20 protein-coding genes are annotated in these 21,659 nt (G+C 29.1%); 19 read left to right on the top strand and 1 reads right to left on the bottom strand.

What is annotated here, in order from left to right:
• The first annotated feature begins 15 nt into the window (after window positions 1–15).
• From rpoE to SMONO_RS03990, 17 genes are all read left to right on the top strand, one after another.
• Window positions 16–480 (top strand): DNA-directed RNA polymerase subunit delta, encoded by a 465-nt coding sequence (gene rpoE, locus SMONO_RS04325; protein WP_211277582.1) that lies wholly within the window; start codon window positions 16–18, stop codon window positions 478–480.
• Between the two features lie 63 nt (window positions 481–543).
• Window positions 544–2,136 carry a CTP synthase gene (locus tag SMONO_RS04060; RefSeq protein WP_101781065.1) on the top strand — a complete coding sequence of 531 codons (1,593 nt, stop codon included), beginning with the start codon at window positions 544–546 and terminating at the stop codon, window positions 2,134–2,136.
• Between the two features lie 130 nt (window positions 2,137–2,266).
• On the top strand, window positions 2,267–3,160 hold the full coding sequence (fba, locus tag SMONO_RS04055; RefSeq protein WP_101781064.1) for a class II fructose-1,6-bisphosphate aldolase: 894 nt from the start codon (window positions 2,267–2,269) through the stop codon (window positions 3,158–3,160).
• Between the two features lie 38 nt (window positions 3,161–3,198).
• A complete protein-coding gene (locus SMONO_RS04285) occupies window positions 3,199–3,372 on the top strand; it encodes a helix-turn-helix domain-containing protein (protein ID WP_158637913.1) in 174 nt (57 codons plus the stop codon).
• 47 nt (window positions 3,373–3,419) lie between these two features.
• Window positions 3,420–4,250 carry an SPE_1075/MLC_0560 family membrane protein gene (locus SMONO_RS04050; protein ID WP_101781063.1) on the top strand — a complete coding sequence of 277 codons (831 nt, stop codon included), beginning with the start codon at window positions 3,420–3,422 and terminating at the stop codon, window positions 4,248–4,250.
• A gap of 140 nt (window positions 4,251–4,390) precedes the next feature.
• Complete coding sequence (locus SMONO_RS04045) at window positions 4,391–5,872, top strand: NCS2 family permease (RefSeq protein ID WP_101781062.1); 1,482 nt, start codon at window positions 4,391–4,393, stop codon at window positions 5,870–5,872.
• 108 nt (window positions 5,873–5,980) lie between these two features.
• Window positions 5,981–6,271, top strand: coding sequence for a 50S ribosomal protein L31 (gene rpmE, locus SMONO_RS04040; RefSeq protein WP_101781061.1), 291 nt, complete (start codon window positions 5,981–5,983; stop codon window positions 6,269–6,271).
• An 88-nt stretch (window positions 6,272–6,359) separates the two neighbouring features.
• Window positions 6,360–8,210 carry a hypothetical protein gene (locus SMONO_RS04035; protein ID WP_101781060.1) on the top strand — a complete coding sequence of 617 codons (1,851 nt, stop codon included), beginning with the start codon at window positions 6,360–6,362 and terminating at the stop codon, window positions 8,208–8,210.
• Window positions 8,211–8,218: 8 nt separating this feature from the next.
• Window positions 8,219–9,166 (top strand): DHH family phosphoesterase, encoded by a 948-nt coding sequence (locus SMONO_RS04030; RefSeq protein WP_101781059.1) that lies wholly within the window; start codon window positions 8,219–8,221, stop codon window positions 9,164–9,166.
• A 12-nt stretch (window positions 9,167–9,178) separates the two neighbouring features.
• Complete coding sequence (locus tag SMONO_RS04025; RefSeq protein WP_101781058.1) at window positions 9,179–9,781, top strand: thymidine kinase; 603 nt, start codon at window positions 9,179–9,181, stop codon at window positions 9,779–9,781.
• A 9-nt stretch (window positions 9,782–9,790) separates the two neighbouring features.
• Window positions 9,791–10,876 carry a peptide chain release factor 1 gene (prfA, locus tag SMONO_RS04020; RefSeq protein WP_101781057.1) on the top strand — a complete coding sequence of 362 codons (1,086 nt, stop codon included), beginning with the start codon at window positions 9,791–9,793 and terminating at the stop codon, window positions 10,874–10,876.
• Between the two features lie 2 nt (window positions 10,877–10,878).
• Window positions 10,879–11,706: a peptide chain release factor N(5)-glutamine methyltransferase gene (gene prmC, locus SMONO_RS04015; RefSeq protein WP_101781056.1), complete on the top strand. Its 828-nt coding sequence runs from the start codon at window positions 10,879–10,881 to the stop codon at window positions 11,704–11,706.
• Window position 11,707: 1 nt separating this feature from the next.
• Complete coding sequence (locus tag SMONO_RS04010; RefSeq protein WP_101781055.1) at window positions 11,708–13,006, top strand: hypothetical protein; 1,299 nt, start codon at window positions 11,708–11,710, stop codon at window positions 13,004–13,006.
• A gap of 317 nt (window positions 13,007–13,323) precedes the next feature.
• Window positions 13,324–15,432 (top strand): hypothetical protein, encoded by a 2,109-nt coding sequence (locus SMONO_RS04005; RefSeq protein ID WP_101781054.1) that lies wholly within the window; start codon window positions 13,324–13,326, stop codon window positions 15,430–15,432.
• A gap of 12 nt (window positions 15,433–15,444) precedes the next feature.
• Complete coding sequence (locus tag SMONO_RS04000; protein WP_101781053.1) at window positions 15,445–18,090, top strand: hypothetical protein; 2,646 nt, start codon at window positions 15,445–15,447, stop codon at window positions 18,088–18,090.
• Window positions 18,091–18,131: 41 nt separating this feature from the next.
• Window positions 18,132–18,827 (top strand): PD-(D/E)XK nuclease family protein, encoded by a 696-nt coding sequence (locus SMONO_RS03995; RefSeq protein WP_101781052.1) that lies wholly within the window; start codon window positions 18,132–18,134, stop codon window positions 18,825–18,827.
• 61 nt (window positions 18,828–18,888) lie between these two features.
• Window positions 18,889–19,083 carry a hypothetical protein gene (locus SMONO_RS03990; protein WP_101781051.1) on the top strand — a complete coding sequence of 65 codons (195 nt, stop codon included), beginning with the start codon at window positions 18,889–18,891 and terminating at the stop codon, window positions 19,081–19,083.
• 23 nt (window positions 19,084–19,106) lie between these two features.
• Here the strand turns inward: SMONO_RS03990 and SMONO_RS03985 are convergent, their stop codons facing one another.
• Window positions 19,107–20,240 carry a hypothetical protein gene (locus SMONO_RS03985; RefSeq protein WP_101781050.1) on the bottom strand — a complete coding sequence of 378 codons (1,134 nt, stop codon included), beginning with the start codon at window positions 20,238–20,240 and terminating at the stop codon, window positions 19,107–19,109.
• 83 nt (window positions 20,241–20,323) lie between these two features.
• On the opposite strand from SMONO_RS03985, the gene SMONO_RS03980 reads away from it, so the two are divergent.
• Together SMONO_RS03980 and rpsL are read left to right on the top strand one after the other, a co-directional pair.
• Entirely contained in the window at window positions 20,324–21,082 is a 759-nt protein-coding gene (locus tag SMONO_RS03980; protein WP_101781049.1) for a hypothetical protein, read from the top strand.
• A 109-nt stretch (window positions 21,083–21,191) separates the two neighbouring features.
• The gene (gene rpsL, locus SMONO_RS03975; RefSeq protein ID WP_101781048.1) at window positions 21,192–21,611 is read left to right on the top strand and encodes a 30S ribosomal protein S12; all 420 of its coding nucleotides are present in this window, start codon (window positions 21,192–21,194) and stop codon (window positions 21,609–21,611) included.
• Window positions 21,612–21,659 lie beyond the last annotated feature (48 nt).

The following is a 21,659-nucleotide window of genomic DNA, read 5'->3' as shown; positions in this document are numbered from 1 at the left end:
TATGGAGGAAATGTTATGAGTAAACTATCACCAATTAATTTGGCTTATGATTATTTAAATGAATGCAAAGATAATGCTTCATTTGAAGATATATGAAACACTATTTCAAAAGAAATAAGCGGAGATAACGATAGCAAGAATGAAATCATAGCTGAACTTTACAGTGATTTGGTTTTAGATAATAGATTTGCATTAACATCAGATGGTAAATGAGGATTAAGAGATTATCTTAAATTTGATGATGTTAAAAAGCAATATGAATATGTTGATAAATTTGAAACAACAGAAGAATTTGAAGATCTAGACCCAGAATCAATACTTGGTTTAGACACTTTTGATGACGACACAGGTGAAAGTGTTGGTAAAATCAAAAAATTATTAGACCGAAACCTAGATGATGATTCAATCGATTCAACTTTGGATGACGATGACGATGACGAAATCGACGATGATGACTTTGATGACGATGACGATTATTAGAATTTAACTTAATTATAAGTAGTTTTTATCAACTACTTTTTATTTTTGGAGGAGACATATATTATGGCAAAACACATTTTTATTACTGGTGGAGTTGTTTCTGGCTTAGGTAAAGGAATTACAGGAAGTTCATTAGGGGTGCTTTTAAAAAGCGGGGGATTAAAAATCTTTATGCAAAAATTTGACCCTTATTTAAATATTGATCCCGGAACAATTAATCCGATCGAACATGGAGAAGTTTATGTAACTGATGACGGAGCAGAAACTGATCTTGATTTAGGACATTATGAAAGATTCATTGACATTAACCTTTCCAAACATTCCTCAACCTCTGCAGGAAGAATTTACTATGAAGCTTTAGAAAAAGAAAGAAATGGTAAGTATGGGGGGAAAACTGTTCAAGTTATTCCCCACATCACTAACGAAATTAAGCAAAGAATTTATAAAGCGGAATTAGAAAGTAAAGCCGATGTTGTTATTACAGAAATTGGTGGAACTGTTGGAGATATTGAATCCCAACCATTTTTAGAAGCTCTTAGACAAGTTAGAATGGAAAAAGGTAAAGAAAACGTTATGTTCGTTCACGTTGCTCTTTTACCATATTTAAAAGTTTCTGGGGAGTTTAAAACTAAACCAATTCAACATTCAGTTAAAGAGTTGTTGAATTTGGGTATACAACCAGATGTTATTGTTGCAAGAAGTGAATTTGACTTTGATCAAAAACTAAAGGATAAAATATCACTTCTATGTAGTATACCTTCAGAAAATGTGGTCAGTTGTCCTGATAGTGACTCAATTTACAAAGTTCCATTGGTTATTGAAAAAAGTAACTTACACAAAATTGCAGCCAAACAATTAGATTTAAAATTAAATGATTCTAAACTAGAAGACTGAAATAAACTTGTAAATAACATTGAAAATTCAAAAGAAGTACTTACAGTCCATATTGTTGGTAAATATGTTGAGTTGAGTGATGCATATCTTTCTGTAATTGAGTCACTTAAATTTGCAGGTTATGAAATAAATAAAAAAATTAAGATACATTGAGTAAATGCTAGAAAATTAACCGAACAAAACATCAAAGAAGAGTTATCTGGGTCAACTGGTATATTGGTCCCTGGCGGTTTTGGTGAAGATGGTGTTCAAGGTAAAATACTTGCAGCGCAATATGCGAGAGAAAACAACATACCTTATTTAGGAATATGTTTAGGAATGCAAATTGCTTGTATAGAGTTTGCGAGAAATGTACTTAATTTAAAAGATGCACACACAACTGAAATTGATTCAAAAACTCAAAACCCAATCATTGATATTATGGAGGGTAAAAACAGAGAAAATATCGGTGGAACTTTAAGGTTGGGTAGATATGTAACTTCATTAAAAGAAGGGACAAAGGCTAGTGAACTTTATAAAGACAAAGTTGCTGTTGAAAGACATAGACATAGATATGAATTCAACAATAAATATAGAGAAATATTTGAAAAAAATGGTATTGTTTTCTCTGGTTTATATCCAGAACAAGATTTGGTAGAAATAATAGAATACCCTAAAAACGACTTCTTTGTTGCTGCTCAATATCATCCAGAATTTACATCTAGACCAAACAAACCAAATCCTTTATTCATGGGGTTTATAAACGCAATTAACAAAAGATAATTTATTATCTTTTTTATTTTGCACTACCAAAATACAAAAATTCACAATTAACTAATAAAAATATTGTCTAACTAAAAATAAGGGGTATAATCTTAAAGTATAAAACTTGTTAACAGGAGGAAATAAAAATATGTCAAGAATTTATCATTCAAAATTAGTTAATTCTACACAAATGGTTAAAGAAGCACACGCAAATAAATATGCAATTGGTCACTTTAACATTAATAATCTAGAATGAACTAAAGCTATTTTAGAAGCGGCTCAAGAATCAAATACACCAGTTATTATTGCTACTTCAGAAGGAGCTTTAAAATATATGGGAGGAGTTAAAGTTGTTGTTGGTATGGTTAATGGTTTATTAGAAGCATTAGACATAACTGTGCCTGTAGCTTTACACCTAGACCACGGTCAATCAGTTGAAATGGCTAAAAAATGTATAGAAGGTGGATATTCATCAGTTATGTTTGATGGGTCACACTTACCATATGAAGAAAACATTGCAAAAGTTAAAGAGTTAATGGACTTTGCAAATGCTCATGAAGTTTCAGTTGAAGCTGAAATTGGTTCAATTGGAGGAGAAGAAGATGGTGTTGTTGGAGAAGGTGAATTAGGAGACCCTAACCAAGCAGCAGAAATGGCAACTACAGGTATTACTATGTTAGCTGCTGGAATCGGAAACATCCACGGAAAATACCCAGAATGATGAAAATCATTATCATTTGATACATTAGAAGAATTGCAAGAAGCATGTAAATTACCAATGGTACTACATGGTGGTTCAGGAATTCCTCAAGATCAAGTTGAAAAAGCAATTAAATTAGGAATTTCAAAAATTAACGTTAATACAGAATTACAATTAGCATTTAGAGATGCAACTAGAGAATATATCGAAGCTAAAAAAGACTTAGATGATGAAGCAAAAGGATTTGATCCACGTAAATTATTAGCACCTGGATTCAAAGCTTTAAAACAAACATTCTTAGACTTAACAAAAGTATTTGGATGTCAAGGAAAAGCTAAATAGTTTAAACCTGTTTATTATTAGTTATTGGAGATGAAAAAATGCATTTAACAGTTGATGAAAAAATTAAAATTATAAAAGATTTCAAAAATAGTGGTGTTACTGCAACTCAATTTGCACCAACTAGAAATGTTAGTGTAGTTTCTCTAAGAAACTGAGTTAAAAAATATGAACAAGGCGGAGCTGAAGCTTTAAAAACAAAATATGAAAAATAGGTTTTTTGCCTATTTTTTTTGTAAAATTGTTAAATGGAGAAAATAAAATGAAAAAAATATTAAGAGAATTTTCTAGCAATATAACAAATCATTGATTATCTATTTTAGTTAAATTTTTCATGTGTGCCTCAGGGGTTGTTATTTGTTCTTTTGGTTTGGCATTATATCAACAAGCCGCTGTTGGGGGCAGTCAAATTGATTGAACAATTTATAATGTTTTGGCATTATTTAACAAGCCTGATGAAAATGGTTTAATGGATCATGACTTTATGTTGAAATATTATCCAAACTCGTTAAAATTAATGTATTTGTTTTTAATGATTGGAGCAATTGCTTTGTCAATCAAACCAACATTAAAAGATTATAAAAATTCAAAAAAGAAAATTATTTGATTTTCTTTTACTTGAATGATCATTTCTGATATTTTGGTCACTCTTGTTGTGCCTTCTGTTGTTGGATTATTTCTACCATGAGCCAAAGGCTTGGGTGTTGAAGAAAAAGATACCTCAATTAGAAACTTAATTTTTATGGCAGGTTTTATTTGCTTTTTAATAGGAACTGCATTATGAGTTAAAACTGGATGATTTTTAGGTCCGTTCAACAATATTTGCACACAATTGGTTAAATCAACAAATCTAAATTATTCTGCAAGTAGGTTAATAATTGACGGAGCTGTGTTTGCAATTGGATTTATATTTTTTCCTTTTATAAAGGGTGACCACAAAACACAATTTTTATTAACAAACTTTGGATTAGGAACAATCTGTTTTACCTTTTTGGTAGGACCAATTGTAAACGAAATATTCAAACTACTAGATAAAATACTTAATTTTGAAAAAATGAATAGTTTAACTACAAAAAGTGTTTTTGAAGTTTAATTTAAAATAAGTAATATAAAAATATTTTTATTACTATAAAATATTTAAGGAATAAATTTATAGGTCAATAGAGATGTTGGTCTGCCTTGCAAATTTATTTTGTAAGAATAGAATATTAAATAATCGGAAAAGGAAAAATCATGAATATCAATAAAAAAAATGAAAATAACTTTGAAGGTGAAAAAAGTAAAGATGCACTAGTTGCTTCTAATAGTTTTATTGCTAAGTTTTTTAAATTTAGCAATATGAACACAACTTTCAAAAAAGAAATAATTGGAGGGATCTCAACGTTTCTTTCAATGTTATATATATTGTCTGTAGAACCTCAAATATTAGCTGGAGAAACGGGTGCCAATAGTATTCTTGGTGATGAAGTTAAAATGAATATTAACGGTGTATTCTTGGCGACAGCCCTAATGTCATTTTTAGCCTCATTTATTATGGGTTTATCAGCAAATGTTCCCATATCTCTAGCTCCCAGCATGGGTGTGAATGCAATGTTCACATTCTCCGTTGCTAATCACGGAGGTATTGGGTTTGAAGGGGCCTTAATAGCAACCTTTATCTCTGGTTTATTTTTTTGTATAATTTCTGTAACAAAACTTAGAAAAGAAATTATGAAGAGTATGCCAAAATCTTTACACTTGGCAATTGGTGTTGGAATAGGTTTCTTTGTTGCTTATGTTGGGCTTTCAAACATTGGTTGAGTTGACAAGGGACAAGGCGTTCCTGTTGCTCAATTAGGAGATCTAAAAGGAGAATATCCTGCAATTATTTTGGGGACTATTGCAATGTTTGTTGCAATATTATTAAGTTTTAAAAAATTCTTTGCACCAGTAGCTGTTGTTATGTTAATTGGTTTCATAATTGCTATTATATTGGCAAACTCAATACCCAACTCAGATGTTATTCAAAAATCATTTGGAATGGCTAAATGAGATTCAAGCAAATGAGATTATAATGCTCTTTTCTATGGTTTTGCATTTAATATATCATCTACTTGAAAACAAGTTGGTAATTCAGCAATATGAACAAACCCAACAATGTATATCTCAATATTTGTATTCTTAATATTAACTTTCTTTGATGCAACAGGAACAATCACTGCTGTTAATGTTGAAATATCAAGAGAGTCAGGTATCGAAACGGAAATACCGCATAGAGCACTTATGGTTGATGGTGGTGCAACAATTGCCGCATCACTTATGGGGGTTTCAAATGTGGGGAGTTTTGCAGAAAGTTGCGTTGGTATATCACAGGGTGCAAGAACCGGGTTTGCTTCCATAATTACTTCAATAGGATTCTTAATTAGTATTGCTATATTCCCAATATTCCAAATGATGCCTTCATGTATAACTGGTGCTGCAACTGTATTTATCGGTACTGTAATGATTAAATCAATTACAGGAATTGAGTGAGAAAAACCAGAAATGGGTCTTGCAGCATTCTTCTCAATACTGTTGATGGTTACAACTTACAATATTTCAAATGGTATTGCATTTACGATATTTGCATATACTGTTGGATCACTTGCAACAGGAAAAGTTAAACAAATACACCCTGTTATGTGAGTTCTTAATGTTGTATTTATACTCTACTTTGTGGCTCACGCCTTCTTGTAGAAAAAGACAAAAAAGTTTGAATAAATAACTAAAATAAATAACATTTTAAAAAAATATGGTATTATTTAATTTGTATTAGAAAGACTTTAAATAAAGGACGGTGAAAACATGCCAAAAGCAAACATACATCCACAATATTTTGAAGCTAAATTTGTTTGTACAACTTGCAGCAATGAATTCATGTCAGGATCAACAAAAGGTGAAGAAGTAAGAATTGATACTTGTTCAAATTGTCATCCTTTCTACACTGGAAAACAAAACTTTGCAAACGCAGAGGGACGTGTTGAAAAATTCAAAGAAAAATTTGCTAAAAAAGATGCTAAGATTGCTGAAGTTGAAAAAGCTTCAGTAGCTCAAAAAGCTGAAAACGAAAAAAAATCAAAAGAAGCTAAAAAATAATTTAATACAAACAACTAGACTAATATAGTCTAGTTTTATTATTTTTATATAAAATGTTATACAATAATAGAGTTATGGGGGTTCTTATATGAGTTTTACAATTCAAAATGCTAAATTTGTTAACAGAAAAGTTTTTCCAAAAAGTGTAACTTTTAAAAATAAGGATTCTGAGAAAACTGCAGTTCTTTCTCAAGATAGAAATTTGAGAAAGAGTTTTAAAAATATTTTGCAAGGTAAGTATCTTGTTAAAAATGGTGTTTTTAAAATTGATGGTTATGATAAAGTTAATAAACAGTGAACTAAAAGAAAAGTTGCTGTTATTAAATCAAACATATTATTTAGAAGGTGGCCAGAAAAATTTTGATTATATACTTCTCTATTGTTGAATAAGAATTTTTACAGTCAAGCTAAGATAAATTACATTAATCAAAAATATTCTTTTTTATCTTTCTCAACATCTAAAAATAATAAAACAGATTTAGAAATGAGGGACAAATTAGAAGTAATGATTTCTAAGTTTATAGACAACTCTGTTGAAATAGAAGAACAATGAGTATCTGAATTTCTAGATCAAATTGTAGAATTTAATGATAAGAACCTTTTAAAAAACTACGGAACTTTAGAAGAACACATTAGAATTATAATTAAAGATTATTACTACTTGGTAGAAAAAACACAAAATTTAGAACTGGTTCAAACATTTTTACAAACTTTATGAGACAAAGTTTATTCGTTTATGGAACTTTCTTCTTTATGTACTTGCGAGTACAATGCAAAAAAATCAAAAGACAAACAAGTTAGAAAGTTATCAAAAGAGTTAGACTTTCATCAAATCAATTTTGTTACAAGAAAGCAACTTAGAATTATTGATTTAAAAGTAAGTGATGTAAAAAGAAAAATTGCTAAAAACAATTTCATAATAAAGAATTTGAAAAAGCAAATAATCTTTGAATTGAGCAAATCAGAAACTCACAAGAAAAAAGTTTCAAATTTAGATGAAATGTTCGTTTGAAGAAAAGCTTCTAATGATCAAAGATTTGAATTCAAAAAGAAACAAGAGAAAATGTTTTTTGAAGGATTATCAGATGAAGCAGTTACTTTGAGGGGTAAAATTGTAGAAGTAATGCACAAATACCATAAAAGGGTTTTAAATGATGATTGTGAAAAAGGCGACATTGAAGAGTTTAGAATAAAAAGAGCACAACTTAAAAATAATATATCAACAATATATAAACAATCACTAACATACATTGATGAAACGGCTGAACAACTTGGATTTGAATTTAGTTTGCTCTCACTAAAATTAAGTAAGATGGAAGGTATATGATTTCAATTACTTAGTGCAATATATTCAAAACAATATAATTTAGTCTTTTATAATGTTTTTTCAAAAATGTCTGATACCGAGAAAAATGAATTGTTAACTGTTTTAAATAATTTAAAAGTTTTTGATTCTAAATTTTCTTCAGTTATTATCGACGAAAGTATTTATGAAGTTCCTGAAATGGATAAAAATATTTACTTAATAAATGAGCATGAAACAAATGAAAACTCTATAGAAGAAATTTTGGAAAAGCACTGATCAACTTATGGCGGAGAATTCTTCTCTAAGAATAATAGATTTAATTACAAGTATGATGGTAAAAAGTTGGAAACAATGAATGAAACAACTAAAATTCAAAGCACTATGTTTGAAGAAGTAGGACAATTAATAATTAATCCTATGAAAATTTATACAAGTAAAAAAGAAAATAAGAACTCAATTCTTGAATTGAGTGGAAGGATAAGTCTTAATAAAGATTTTGCTGACACAAATATGCATGAAGCAGTAGTTAAAGAAACAGATTTAAGAATTTACTTCTATTCTACAAAAAGGTTTGAGGAAAATGAAAAAGTTAAATTATATATTTCTGAAGAATCAATATTAAAAGTTTTATAAGGAGAAGTATGGAAAATAAAAGTAATGAGTTAGCTTTATTAAAAGTTATAGAGCAATATGAAAATATAATTATTGCTAAACACGTTTCTCCGGATTGAGACACACAAGGTAGTGCATATGCACTAAGGGAAATAATATTAAATAACTTCAATAATAAAAATGTCTATGTGGTTGGAGAAAAGATGAATTTTGGAACAAGAGAAGAAGATGAATCAAAATTAACAGAAGGAATTATTTCAACTTCTCTCTTAATAACTGTTGATGTAGCCAATTTTGAAAGAGTTGATTTTGAGTTTAAAGAAAAAGTTAAAGAAGTTTTTAAAGTTGATCATCATTTAGAGGTTGATAACTTTGGTAAAGGAAAGTTGGTTGACCCATCAGCGATTGCTTGTACACAGGTTATTACTTTGTGATCAAATAATTGCAACCTTAAACTAACTAAACTAGGAGCAACTTATCTTTACTTTGGTTTAATAACAGATTCTGGAAGATTTCTTTTTGAAAAAACAAACGGGAAAACATTTCTAGCGGCTAAGATTCTTGTTGAAGCTGGTGTTATAATTACAGAGGTCTACTCGGAATTGTTTTTAAAAAAATTAGAGCTTGCTAAATGACACAATAAGGCATTTTCTATGGCGGAGTTTAAAAACAATAATGAGATAGCGTACATTAAAGTTACAAGTGATTTCTTTGAAACTCTTAATTTGGGTGAAGAAGAAGTTAAAAGTGCATTGACAGTTTTATCTGGAATTAAGGAAATTAAAATATGGGCATTAGCTTATCAAACTCCTGGTAATGAAAATGTTAAAGTATCAATAAGAAGTAGAGACTTTAACATCAACTCTGTTGCAACCAATTACAATGGTGGTGGTCACAAATTAGCTTCTGGAGCAAAATTAAATAGTTGAAATGAATTAGATAATCTTATTACAGATCTTCAAGATCTTATTGAATAGAGGAGAAAAAGTATGAGTTATAGAATAAACCCTAAAAGCAAAAAAGGTTGAATTGAATTAATTACAGGATGTATGTTTGCTGGTAAAACTGAAGAATTTATTAGAAGATTAAAAAGATACAAATATGCAAAACAAAATGTCATAGTTTTTAAACCAGCTATTGATGATAGATATTCAAAAAAGGATATTTTTTCTCACTCTGGTATGAGCATTGAATCAATACCTGTTAAAAACAGTAAACAGTTATTTGATATTTTTAATGAAGAAAATGCAAAAGAAAAAATTGATATAATAGGTATAGATGAAGTTCAATTCTTGGATACTGATGTTGTTGATATTATTTCAAATATAGCAGCAGAGGGTGTTATTGTAATTGTTAATGGATTAGATAAAGACTTCAAAAATAATCCATTTCAAAATGTGGATAGACTTTTAGTTGAAGCTGAATATGTAGATAAACTAACTTCAATTTGTCATTCTTGTGGAGGGAATGCAAATAGAACTCAAAGAATAATAAATGGAGAACCTGCAAAGGCAAACGAACCAATTATTGTTATCTCTGCAAATGAAAAATATGAGGCAAGATGTAGACATTGTTACATTAAACCAGAATAGGAGAAAATTATGAATAAAAAAACCTTAGAAGCCTTAAGTGTGATGGAAAATAGAGTTAATTCTATTGACCAGTTACTTCAAAAAGAAGAAACTTTGAAAGATATAAAACTTCTTACAGAATTAAACAAAGAGAGAGCAAATCTTCAAGAAGTTGTTGAAAAGTATCAAGACTTCAAAAGAGTTGACCAGGATATTGAAGAAGCTAAAGAAATTTTAGAGACTGAAAAAGATGAAGAAATGAGAGGTTTGGCAAAACTTCAATTAGAAGAAGCTCAAGAAGCTATTGTTATAATTGAAGAACAATTAGAACTTTTGTTATTACCAAAAGATCCAAATGATGATAAAAATGTTATTTTTGAAATTAGAGGAGCTGCTGGTGGAGACGAGGCAAATATTTTTGCAGGAGATTTATTTAGACTTTACACAAGGTTTGCAGAAAAAAATAACTGAAAAATTGATGTAATGGATATGAACGAATCTGCTGCTGGTGGTTTTAGTCAAATTTCTTTCATGGTTAAAGGTGATAAAGTTTATTCAAAAATGAAATTCGAATCTGGAAGTCATAGGGTGCAAAGGGTACCTAAAACAGATTCAAAAGGAAGAATACAAACTTCTACAGCAACAGTTGCTGTTCTTCCTGAAGTAACTGATGTTGAGGTGGATATTAAAAATTCAGACCTAAGAATTGATACTTACAGAGCATCTGGTGCTGGTGGGCAACACATTAATACAACAGATTCTGCTGTAAGGATAACTCATATTCCTACTGGAATAGTTGCAGCTTCACAAGATGGTCGAAGTCAACATGATAATAAAGATAAAGCAATGACATTGTTAAGAGCAAGAATTTACGAAGCTGAATTAGAGAAGCAACAAAGTGAAGCTGCAAGTTTAAGAAAAAATGCAGTTGGAACTGGAGCTAGAAGTGAAAAAATTAGAACTTATAATTACGCACAAAACAGAGTGACTGATCACAGAGTCAACTTAACTTTAAATAAATTAGACCAAGTTATGGAAGGTAACCTGGATGAAATTATTGTAGAACTAGTTAATGATGAACAAAAAAACAAAATGATCGAACACATAGAGGGTTAATTATGGAAATAAATAAATTAAGAGAAGAATATGTTCCTGATTTATTTACATTAAGCGAGTTTAAAGAAATTATTATTAAAATAACAAATGAATCTGACTATAACTTTGTAATTGAAAAAGAATTATCAAAGATTGAATCAGATTCATTTTTAAAAATTGTAAAAGAGTTTAAAGAAACAAAAAAACCTATTGCATATTTGATTAATAACAAATATTTCTATAACTTTGATTTTTATGTAAATGAAAATGTATTAATTCCAAGACCCGAAACTGAGTTGCTGGTTGATGAGATAATGAAATATGATTTAGAAAACAAAAACTTATTTGATATTTGTTGTGGTAGCGGGTGTATTGGAATTACTATTAAAAATTTAAATAGTAAAGTTAATTTATTATTAAGTGATATATCAAAAGAAGCGCTTGAAGTTGTAAAAATTAATTTAGAAAAACATAAACAGTCTGGGCAAATATTTTGTTCTGACTTTTTAAAGATTTTTAATCAAACCGATATTGTGCCAGACTTCATAACCATAAATCCCCCATATATTGATAACAACGATTCAAATGTAGGGGAATTTGTGAAAAAATATGAACCGCACCTGGCTCTTTATGCTGAAGATAGAGGTCTAAAATTTTATAAGGATTTATTTAATCAATTAGATTATTTGTATTCAAAAAATAAAAACTTAGTAATAGTTTGTGAATTTGGTTTTGAACAAAAAGAAGAATTGGAAAAGATTTTTTCATCAAAAATAGTAAAATATAATATAGATTTCAAAAAAGATTATTCAAGTAATTGAAGATTATTTATCATTACATCTAAGGAGTAACATGAATAAAATAGAAAATAACTTTATAGCTGAAAACTACAAAAACAAAAATGCTTTGATGATAAAATTCTCTGTAATTTTTACTGTATTATTAATACCTGTAGTTACATATCTGGTTATTTTAAACATAAATCCTTCGCTAAAATATTATTTAGATAATTATGAAGGAATAAAAGATGCTTTTGGTGTAAATGTTTTGGCTTCAACTTTCGAAATAACATTTTTATCTTGGATGTCTTTGTCTCTATTTGTAATTGGATTCTCTATGATAGTTTTTTTAAAACCTTTTTTAAATTCTAAGCTTAATAATAATTACAAATTATCTTACATAATTACAATAGCTGCATTTGCGGTTTTTGCAGTTGTTATTGAGGCTATATCTGAGTATGGATATTCAAGGTTTTATAATTTGTTTGAATTTTTAGTTCAAGAAGAAATCTCTTCAAACTTTAGTGGAAGCTTAGAATCTATGAAAGAACATTTTAAGGAAATGTATAGCAATGGGTTTAAATATAAATGATCTACAGACACTTTAACTTGATGGTTTGCTATTTTTAAAATAATAGCTGTAATACTTTGTTTTAATATTTGACTGAAAAATGATAATAATAAAAAAATTATTATAGAACAACCATCAAGAAGTTTAAGTCAATCAAAAATAAAAGACTTTATAAATAAGTTTTCGTTAAATAGTAGAAAAAATATTCTATTTTGACTTATTGTTGGTACCACATTGGTATTTATAACTCCTTTGGTATTTATAATAAACATGTGTTTAATTAATTCTCAAATGAATTCATTATTAAACTGAACATTTATAATATCTGACCTATATAAAACTTTGGAAAACGGCGATGTTTCAAACATTACAAAGGGTTCTTATTTTGCTATAAAATTCTTACCTGTAATTGTTTCTGGTTTCTTAATAGCTAATATATTAATTTCTTCTGTTGCTTATATCCAAAATTGAAGAACTTCAAATAAAACATTTGCATTTGAGTTTAGTGTCTTATTGATAGAGATATTGTGTGTTCTTATAGTTATTGCTTATTCAGCACATGAATCACAAAGATTAACAGACATGTGAAATAGTGGAAAAATATCATTTAGTAGCGAGATCTTGGAATCTAAATATTTAATTAAAACTTATGGATCATTAAAATGGCAATCAGATACAGTTACCGAACCGTGAATGTCTGGTTTAAAATATATTTCTCAAACAATTATTAGTTTAAGTTTTTTAGCAACAATATATGTAATATTGGGCGTTAAATTTAAAAAAATAAATGAAAATAATTAAAAATCTTTTAAAACCCTTATAAATAGGGTTTTTTTAATGTTTATTTTTCTAAAATAATTTGATTTTATATATACACTAGTGTAATATAATATACTTTTTTATGTTATAATATGTTTGTAAAAGTTAATAAAGCAAAAGACGAGGTTTTTAAACAGTATAAATAAGCTAATTTACTTACTTCTTCTTTTTAATTTATTAAATTTGATACTAAAAAAAAGTATATATCATATCAAACTATATCTTTCATTGCAATCAATTATGGGTAAAAATTTGAAAAAATGTGGTATAATTACATTAAGTTTAGGGGGTGCTCTTATATGTATGTAAATCCATTCGAAAGGATGAGAAAACAACGCGAAGAGGAAGACAAAAAGCGAAACGAGCTTGAAAAAGAGAGAGAAAAATACGCTAGATTAGGTGCTCAAATGGGGTTCACTGACGATAAAGCTGTAGTGCCATCATTTATAAAAACCCTTATTGGCGAAACAAACCAAAGTAAGGTACCTCCATTTGGTATGGCCATGGATAATGATTTTGACAATATGCCAGAATCAGACAATGGTCCACAACCAACTGCTCAAGCCTCAAATAGAACAATGGAAGATTTTGAAAAACAGTTTGGTTCTTCAGAATCACAAAGCTCATTTAATTCTACTCCTGTGTTTGGAAATAATGAAATGTCACAAAATAATATGACATTCCAACAAAATGGTTTGTCTGGGTTTGGATCTTCTCAACCAGCAATGCCAGACTTTGAAAACAATCATTCATTTGGATCTTCTCAACCAGCAATGCCAGAGTTTGAAAACAATCATTCATTTGGATCTTCTCAACCAGCAATGCCAGACTTTGAAAACATTTCAACACCACAAAATAACCACCAACAAAATTTTGCTCAAGAGCAATATATTAACTCATCACAACATAATGATGACTTAATATTACAAAACTCTTTTGATGAAAAATTTGAAAGTTTCTTTGATACAGATGAAGTTGATATATTTGGTGGAAAAATAATAAATACAAATGAATTTAGTGAATTGAATCAACGAAATGAGTTAAGTTTTAAAAACATCTTATTAATTGATAATCAAAATCTTATTAATGAGTTACAAATGAGAAACATAATTGAAATAGATTTATCTAAAGTAATACTATATTCTTCACCATGCTTATTTATGTTAAAAAGATTCATTAATAATTTGCCGGAAATAATAAGTTTAGATGATAAGAGAACTCTTTGAGAAAGAGCTTCGCTTTTATTGGCGGCAACAGAATGAGGGAAAACTGGTTCTGAAATAGATTACATACTTGAAGAACTTAACTTAACAGCAGACCCTATGGGGATGTTTATAGATGAATTTTCGGCATTGTTTGAATCATATAATTTCAACGAAGAAATTAACATATTGCTAAGTAACTCTGGTGAATTAGCTATAGATCAAGTGTTATTTATAAATGAATTCATATCAAATTTAATAATGAATATACCTGGTGTATCGTGTGTATTAAGTATTAATTCACAAATAGTTGACATGAAGAGGATTGAAGAAATCTTAGAAAATTATGATTATGTTGTGTCTGATGATATAGTGTTGCAAGAACCGGTTGTTCAAGAACAAGTTCCGGTACAACAAAAATATGAGGAACCACAAATTAATAATTTCCAAGAGATTCAACAACCTATATCTCAACCACAAATTAATAATTTCCAACAAGAACAACAAACTTTCCAACAACCAAGTTGGGAAAGTCCTGAACCAGTAAAGGAATCAAGACAAGAAAGTAGTTTGGATAACTTCTTTGGAGAAGAGTTAAAAGGTTTATCTTCTGATATTTTCGAAAGACCAGAAGAAAATGATATAGCATTAACTTATGACAAAGAAGATAATAATTTTACTGGAAATATACCTGGAATTACAAACAGTAACTTTACAGATACTCACAGTAATAATCAACTTCCAGGTTTTGCAAAAAATCATCAAGAACAAGAACAGATTGAAGAAGAGGAAGAGGATTACGATCCGGGAATTGATTCAAATCTAAGAATTCATGTTGATCAAGTGCTAGAAGCTAAAAAGAATGAGATTCTAGAACAAGAAAAGCGTGAGGAACAAGATAGATTGGAAAGAAAAGGTGAGTCAGGATTTGATCCATCAATTATTTCTAAAAAAGAAGTGGTATTAAATCCTTATGCCAACCCATTTGAAGGTATGAACCTACAAAGTCCATTATCCGCAAGGAATGAAAAGCTTGCAGATCCTAGACCCAGGAATGAAATCGAAGGGAAATTAAAGGAAATGAATTCAAATTTGGCAGGTAGAAGACCTATTAACATAGAAGAGTCATTTGCCAATGATAAAAATAAAGATAAAGATAAAAAATTGATTTCCGTTCCAGGAAATTGAGAAGAACTTAAAAATTAGGAGGAAAAAATTATGTTCGCAATATTTATTATATGTGCTTGATCATTAACATTAGCAGCTTCAGCTGGATTACTACTGTTTGGATCAACATCTGTCGCTTATATTATGGTTGGTTCTCAAGTTGCTAAAAACCCAGCTTCTGCACCAGCATTTATGCAATCATTTTTATATAAATTATTTAATCAAATATCTGGTGGTATTGGAAATTTATCACCAATATATGGAGATAAAGGAATTTTAAATAGTGCTACAATACCAAGTGAACTTGCTAACAACCCAGGAAACATGATAGCGGTTTTGGCTTGATTAGTTGTTATATTTGGAGTTGGTGTTACTATGCTTACAATTTCTATTATGGAGTTAGTAAGATTAAGAAAACATCAAAAATTATCAAAACCATTTATTAAAGTTATAATGGTGGTATCAGCAATAATGTTATTATTAACGTTCCAATTGATAATGGTAATTGTATCTGCTTTAATATTAGTTGCATTTATTTTATTAGAAGCAATCTTATTTGATTCAGAAGCTTTAAATAATTATGCAGAAGAAAGAAACTTAATTTCAATTTACAAAGAAGAAAGAAAATTTGAAAAAGAGGTATCTAAAGAGGGAAAGTTAACTGGCAACGTAGATTTGAAAAACCAGCAAAAGGATTTTCAAAAAGAAAATGATCAAACAAAAGTAAATGATAATTCTGCGTTGCCAAATTTAACTGAAGATCAGTTAGAAAACATTTACAAAGAAGGTAAGGCTAAAAAGTATTATCTAAAATGAAAAACTTATAAAGCAAAATTAACTTTAAAAAGAAAAGAAATTGAAGCTAATCTTTCATCATTAAATGAAAAAGAAAAAGCTAAAATTATTAGTAAATTTAACTTTAATGTAATGAAAGTAAATTCACTAGCTAAAAAATTAAAAATACCTGAAAGTTACTACTTAGACTATATGACTATCGATACACAAGATAGCCTTGAATCAATGAACTCAAACTTTAAATCAACTTCAATTACTGAAGCAACAGCTGCTTTTGGTGGAGAAGACTCAACATCTGTCGATGAAGATATTGAAAGTTTACATGATAGATATTCAGGTGGAAATAAACCTGGAGTACCACAAACATTTGTTGCACCACAAACTGTGGTTCACGGTACAAAACCAGTTAATAAAGGTCTTGAAGCTGAATTCATGAGACAAAAAATGCTTAGAGCTGTTAATATGGATTTAGATCAGTTACCAGAAGCAAATGCACCAGCTGATGCTGATAAAGCATTAGTATATGCTGACTTTAAATTTGAACAACCAGACTTGGCTGCTCAAGTTATGATGAAAGACATGAAAAAAGCACAAGAAAGACAAACCGCTATTGCCAATGCAGCACCAGGAACTACTGTTTCTGCCCCACCAACATTTACTTTTGATGGGCCATCTACAGTTGAAGCTATGATTGAAGAACCAAAAACTCCTGAAGTGCTTGGAACATTTGTTGCACCACAAACTGTGGTTCACGGTACAAAACCAGTTAATAAAGGTCTTGAAGCTGAATTCATGAGACAAAAAATGCTTAGAGCTGTTAATATGGATTTAGATCAGTTACCAGAAGCAAATGCACCAGCTGATGCTGATAAAGCATTAGTATATGCTGACTTTAAATTTGAACAACCAGACTTGGCTGCTCAAGTTATTATGAAAGACATGAAAAAAGCACAAGCAAAACAAGAAGCTATTGCAAAAGGAGCACCGGGAACTACAGTTTCAACTCTTCCGGTATTCCAAACAAATGTGATTTTAGACTTTGATGAAAAAGCCCTAGAAGAAGCAAGAGAAGCAAGAAGAAATGAATTCATTGCACCACAAACAATTGTTCATGGTACTAAAAAGCCAGAACCTGGTGGTTTAGAAGAGGAATTCTTAAGACAAAAACTTGCTAGAGCTGTTAACATGGATTTAAACCAATTAGCTGAATCAGATAGACCTGATGCTGACAAAAATACAATATATTCTGACTTTAACTTTGAACAACCAGACTTGGCTGCTCAAGTTATGATGAAAGACATGAAAAAAGCACAAGAAAAGCAAGCGGCAATTGCTAATGCAGCACCAGGAACTACTGTTTCTGCACCTCCATCATTCAATGCAAATTTAATGGGAAGTGAAAGTTTAATTGATGAACCAATTTCATTCGCTCCAGAAGTTGAGTATGAAGAAGAATACGGTTTATCAGGAGGAAATAGTCCTATATTTGGATCAAATCCAGCAACCAAAACTCCAAATTCAAATGAATCTACATTCCAATTAACAAACTCTAATAAAGTGGAACCATCAGTTCCAGAAAACTTGGAAAATCAAGATAAGGATCATTCTTTTGAAAGTTATGATAATACTTATCAAAGAGAACAAGCAAAACAAGAAGTTGTTATGAACTCGGTTGATGTTCAAAAACTAAACTCAATCGAAGAAAGAATGGCTAAATTAGAAAACTTAATTGAAGGTTTAGGAAGTAAGTTAGGTTCAAACCAATTAAATCAGGACTTCACAAAAATCACAAATCAATTAGACTCAATATCTAAAGTGGTAAATGAATTAGAACATAATAGTCCAAGAACCATTATTGATTCATTAACTACAAGAGCAAACTATAACAAAAATAATGGGTAACCATTATTTTTTTTGTTAATGTTATAAATAGGAGAAAAAATATGCTTTACGATATATCAAAAATAATTGAAAGAGATGACAAATTTAATTACAAATTAAAAGAAGATGTAAAAGATATTCCATATGAATTAGCAGAATTTTTAGACGGAAGTAAAATAAATTTACCATTTGTAAGTATGATCTTAGAAGAATGTTACCCTTTTTTACACAATAAATTTATTAAAAAAGAAGTTATTGAAAACTCTGTGAAACAAGGTGTTTGCGTTCACAAAATAATATCTGATTCTATAAATGAAAGAAAGGAATTCAAACTTAATCTAGTTGTAAAAGATTGTAAGAATTCAAATCATTTAAATATTGCAAAGAGATTAATAACGGAATTAAATTCATTCATTTATAAGTATGATATCGATCAAATATATTCAGAAAAAACATTTTTCTATTCGGGTTATGACTGTAATTATTTGGGAACAATTGATCTAATTCTAAAATCAAAAGATAAATTTTATATCATGGATATAAAAACAAGTAGAGTTAATTATGTTGAAAAATACAATGCACAATTGTTTCTGTATAAAAAAATGTTTGAAAATGCTTCTGGAAAAATTGTTGATGAATGTTTTATTTTAAACCCGAGAGAAGACAGGGTTTTAATGACTTATGAAAGACTAAATAATCAAGAAATTTCAAGAATCTTTTCTAAAATAAAGGAACTTAAACCTATTTGACAAGACTAATCTTTTAAATTAAACTAATATGTATAAGTAGAAATCTTATCTATTAAGGAGAAACAAAAAAATGACAAAAGAAGCTCTAAAAGAAAAGTTAGCAGAATTCAAAATTCAAAGAGATGCTAAAGAAACAGAAATTGAAAAATGTAAAGAAACAATTAAACAAACTAATTTAGAAATTAAAATTAAAAAGAATGAACTAAAAAACATTATTAGTGAAGCAAAAATTCTAAAAAGTAGTTACAAAAAACAAGAAATGTAAAAAAAGAACCGAAAGGTTCTTTTTTAAAACTCAATTATTTTTGGGTGTAGATTTTTCAATTCTTCTTTTAATGATTCATAACCTCTCACCTTTAATTGACCCCTGTATATTTTGTTTGCCTTTTTTCTCACTTTATTTGCGTTTGCTGAAATAACAAATGGTATTCCAATGATTGTAAGACAACCCAAGAAGCAAAATATTGTTTTAATTGCGCTAGAATCACTTTTCTCTTCCGCGTATTTTATATCTCCTCTAACCCTGACTATATCTCTTGTTATTTTGATTGTGCTTTGAGCAGATTTGTCTTTTATTGATGCATCAATTAGAAATGCTTCAATATAATAAAGATCATAAGCACTAAGACCATAAAAGACTCTATCTTCAATTACAATCTCTTTTAAGTTAGGTGTTGGTCTAAATTCTAAATTCATTTTTACAGGAGCATTTACCTCCTCTTTTAAAACCTCTGGTTTTGGCTTTGGAATTTGAATATATGTAACATTAGATTGAATTTGTGGAGGTATTTCTCTTTTTGGTTCTGCTCTTGGTATTGGTGTTTCAATTGGCTTCTCTCTAATAGCTTGCCTTACATCTATATTGGGTTTTTCAGCAGGTCTATTAATTTGTGTTGGATTAACTCTCTTTAAACTTATGTTAAGATTACTTCTATCTTCTCGCTCCATTTTATCGAAGTTTAGTTTTCTTCCTGTTGCTTGTCAATTATTATCAATTAATTCTTCAATATTTGATTGTCCTCTTTGTTGGGGTGAACTTGGTTTAGTGGGCGCGGGTTGTTTTGGTTGAAGTTTTTTAACAAAAACCAAAACAAAATTAGACTCTCTTGAATTATTATTTTTTGCTTGTCCTTGTATTTTCAAATTATCTTCAAAATACAATTGTAAAATAACATTTTTAGAAGTGGGGTTTGAAACTATATTTGTTGGCAATACATTATAAAGTTGTTGTACACTTATACTTTTATAATTTTGAATTGTATTTATTATTGTATTTTTTACGTTATTGTATTGTGCTGAACTTTTGTCAGAAGCAAAATTGGGCCCGGCAGTAGAGTTTATCCCCCTTTCTTTCAATGCGTTATTTCTACAAAAATCAGCTCAATCAAGAAAGTCTCTTGAGTTTGATTCTCCTCATACCATTTTTTTATCCCCCTTATTATTTATAATAATATCAAATGTAGTATTATTATCTTATATATAAAAAAAATAGAAAAGAGCATTATATGAAAGCAATAAGACCAATAAATTATGAAAAAATAATTATAAAAAGAGTAAATACAGTATATGAAAATCTAAAAGTTAACGTTTCAAAAGAGTTTAAAGTTCCTTCTAATATAGAGAATTTTTTGGCTGAAAATAATCAACTTTTAACAAGAGAAGATGTTGAAAAACTAGGACAAGAGTTCGACAAAACTTTTGGTGATTGAGTGCCGTTGGATGAAAATTCAGACAGAATTATCATTTTAAATCATCTAATGTCAATTCTTCAAAACTCAATAATTATATTAATTTCAATTGATGTTAACTTAGAAAAAGAAAACATTGAAAAAGAAATAATAAATGATTCAAGAGGAATAGATATTATTGTGGCAACTGCGGTTCAAGCTTTTGGTGTAAAAACAAATGAATTATTAGAAAAATATAAAGACTTAAAACTTGATCAAGACACAAATGAAATTTTTAAACCTCTAAATAATTTCTTAAAAACAGTTTCACAACAAGATGCTCAAGCGGCTTTTGCAAAATTAATGGAAAACATACTAGAATTTAATCAAAATTACAACAATACTTATAATAGGCTTTCAAAAATTGCTGAAGATAGTTTTTCAAACCAAAGAATAGAAATTTTTATGGAATACATGAATACATACTATTTAATGGTATATTTATTAGAATTAATACTGATTTATCCGCTTCAAGAAGGTATGATGAACCAGCAAGCTTTTGATAATATAATGCCAAATATAACTTTGTACCACTAAAAAATTAATTAAAATGAGTTGAATTTTATAATTTAACTCATTTTTTCATATATAATATATTTTGTGTGATTACAATACACTCGGTATTGTGGAAAGGAGGAACCTTAAAATGGCAACAATTAATCAATTAGTTAGAAAACCAAGAAAAGCAAAAACATGAAAAACTAAAGCTCCTGCTTTAAATAGAGGAGTTAACACTTTATTAAAAAAAGTAACTAGAGTTTCAGCACCACAAAAAAGAGGTGTATGTACAAGGGTTGCAACTATGACTCCTAAAAAACCTAACTCAGCTTTACGTAAGTATGCAAGGGTTAGATTGACTAACGGTATGGAGGTAACAGCTTATATTCCAGGGGAAGGACACAACTTACAAGAACACAGTGTTGTGTTAATCCGTGGGGGAAGGGTAAAAGACTTACCTGGGGTTCGTTATCATATAATTCGTGGTACTTTAGATACAACTGGAGTTAACGGAAGAATGCAATCTCGTTCATTATATGGAACAAAGAGACCTAAAGATAAAAAATAGTAGAGTGTAATTCACATTTTATCAATTTAAATATGAAAGGAGCAAATT

Origin of the sequence: Spiroplasma monobiae MQ-1 (genome assembly GCF_002865545.1) — a bacterium.
Classification (GTDB): Bacteria; Bacillota_I; Bacilli_A; order Mycoplasmatales; family Mycoplasmataceae; genus Spiroplasma_A; species Spiroplasma_A monobiae.
This window is presented reverse-complemented; position numbering and strand designations above follow the sequence as displayed.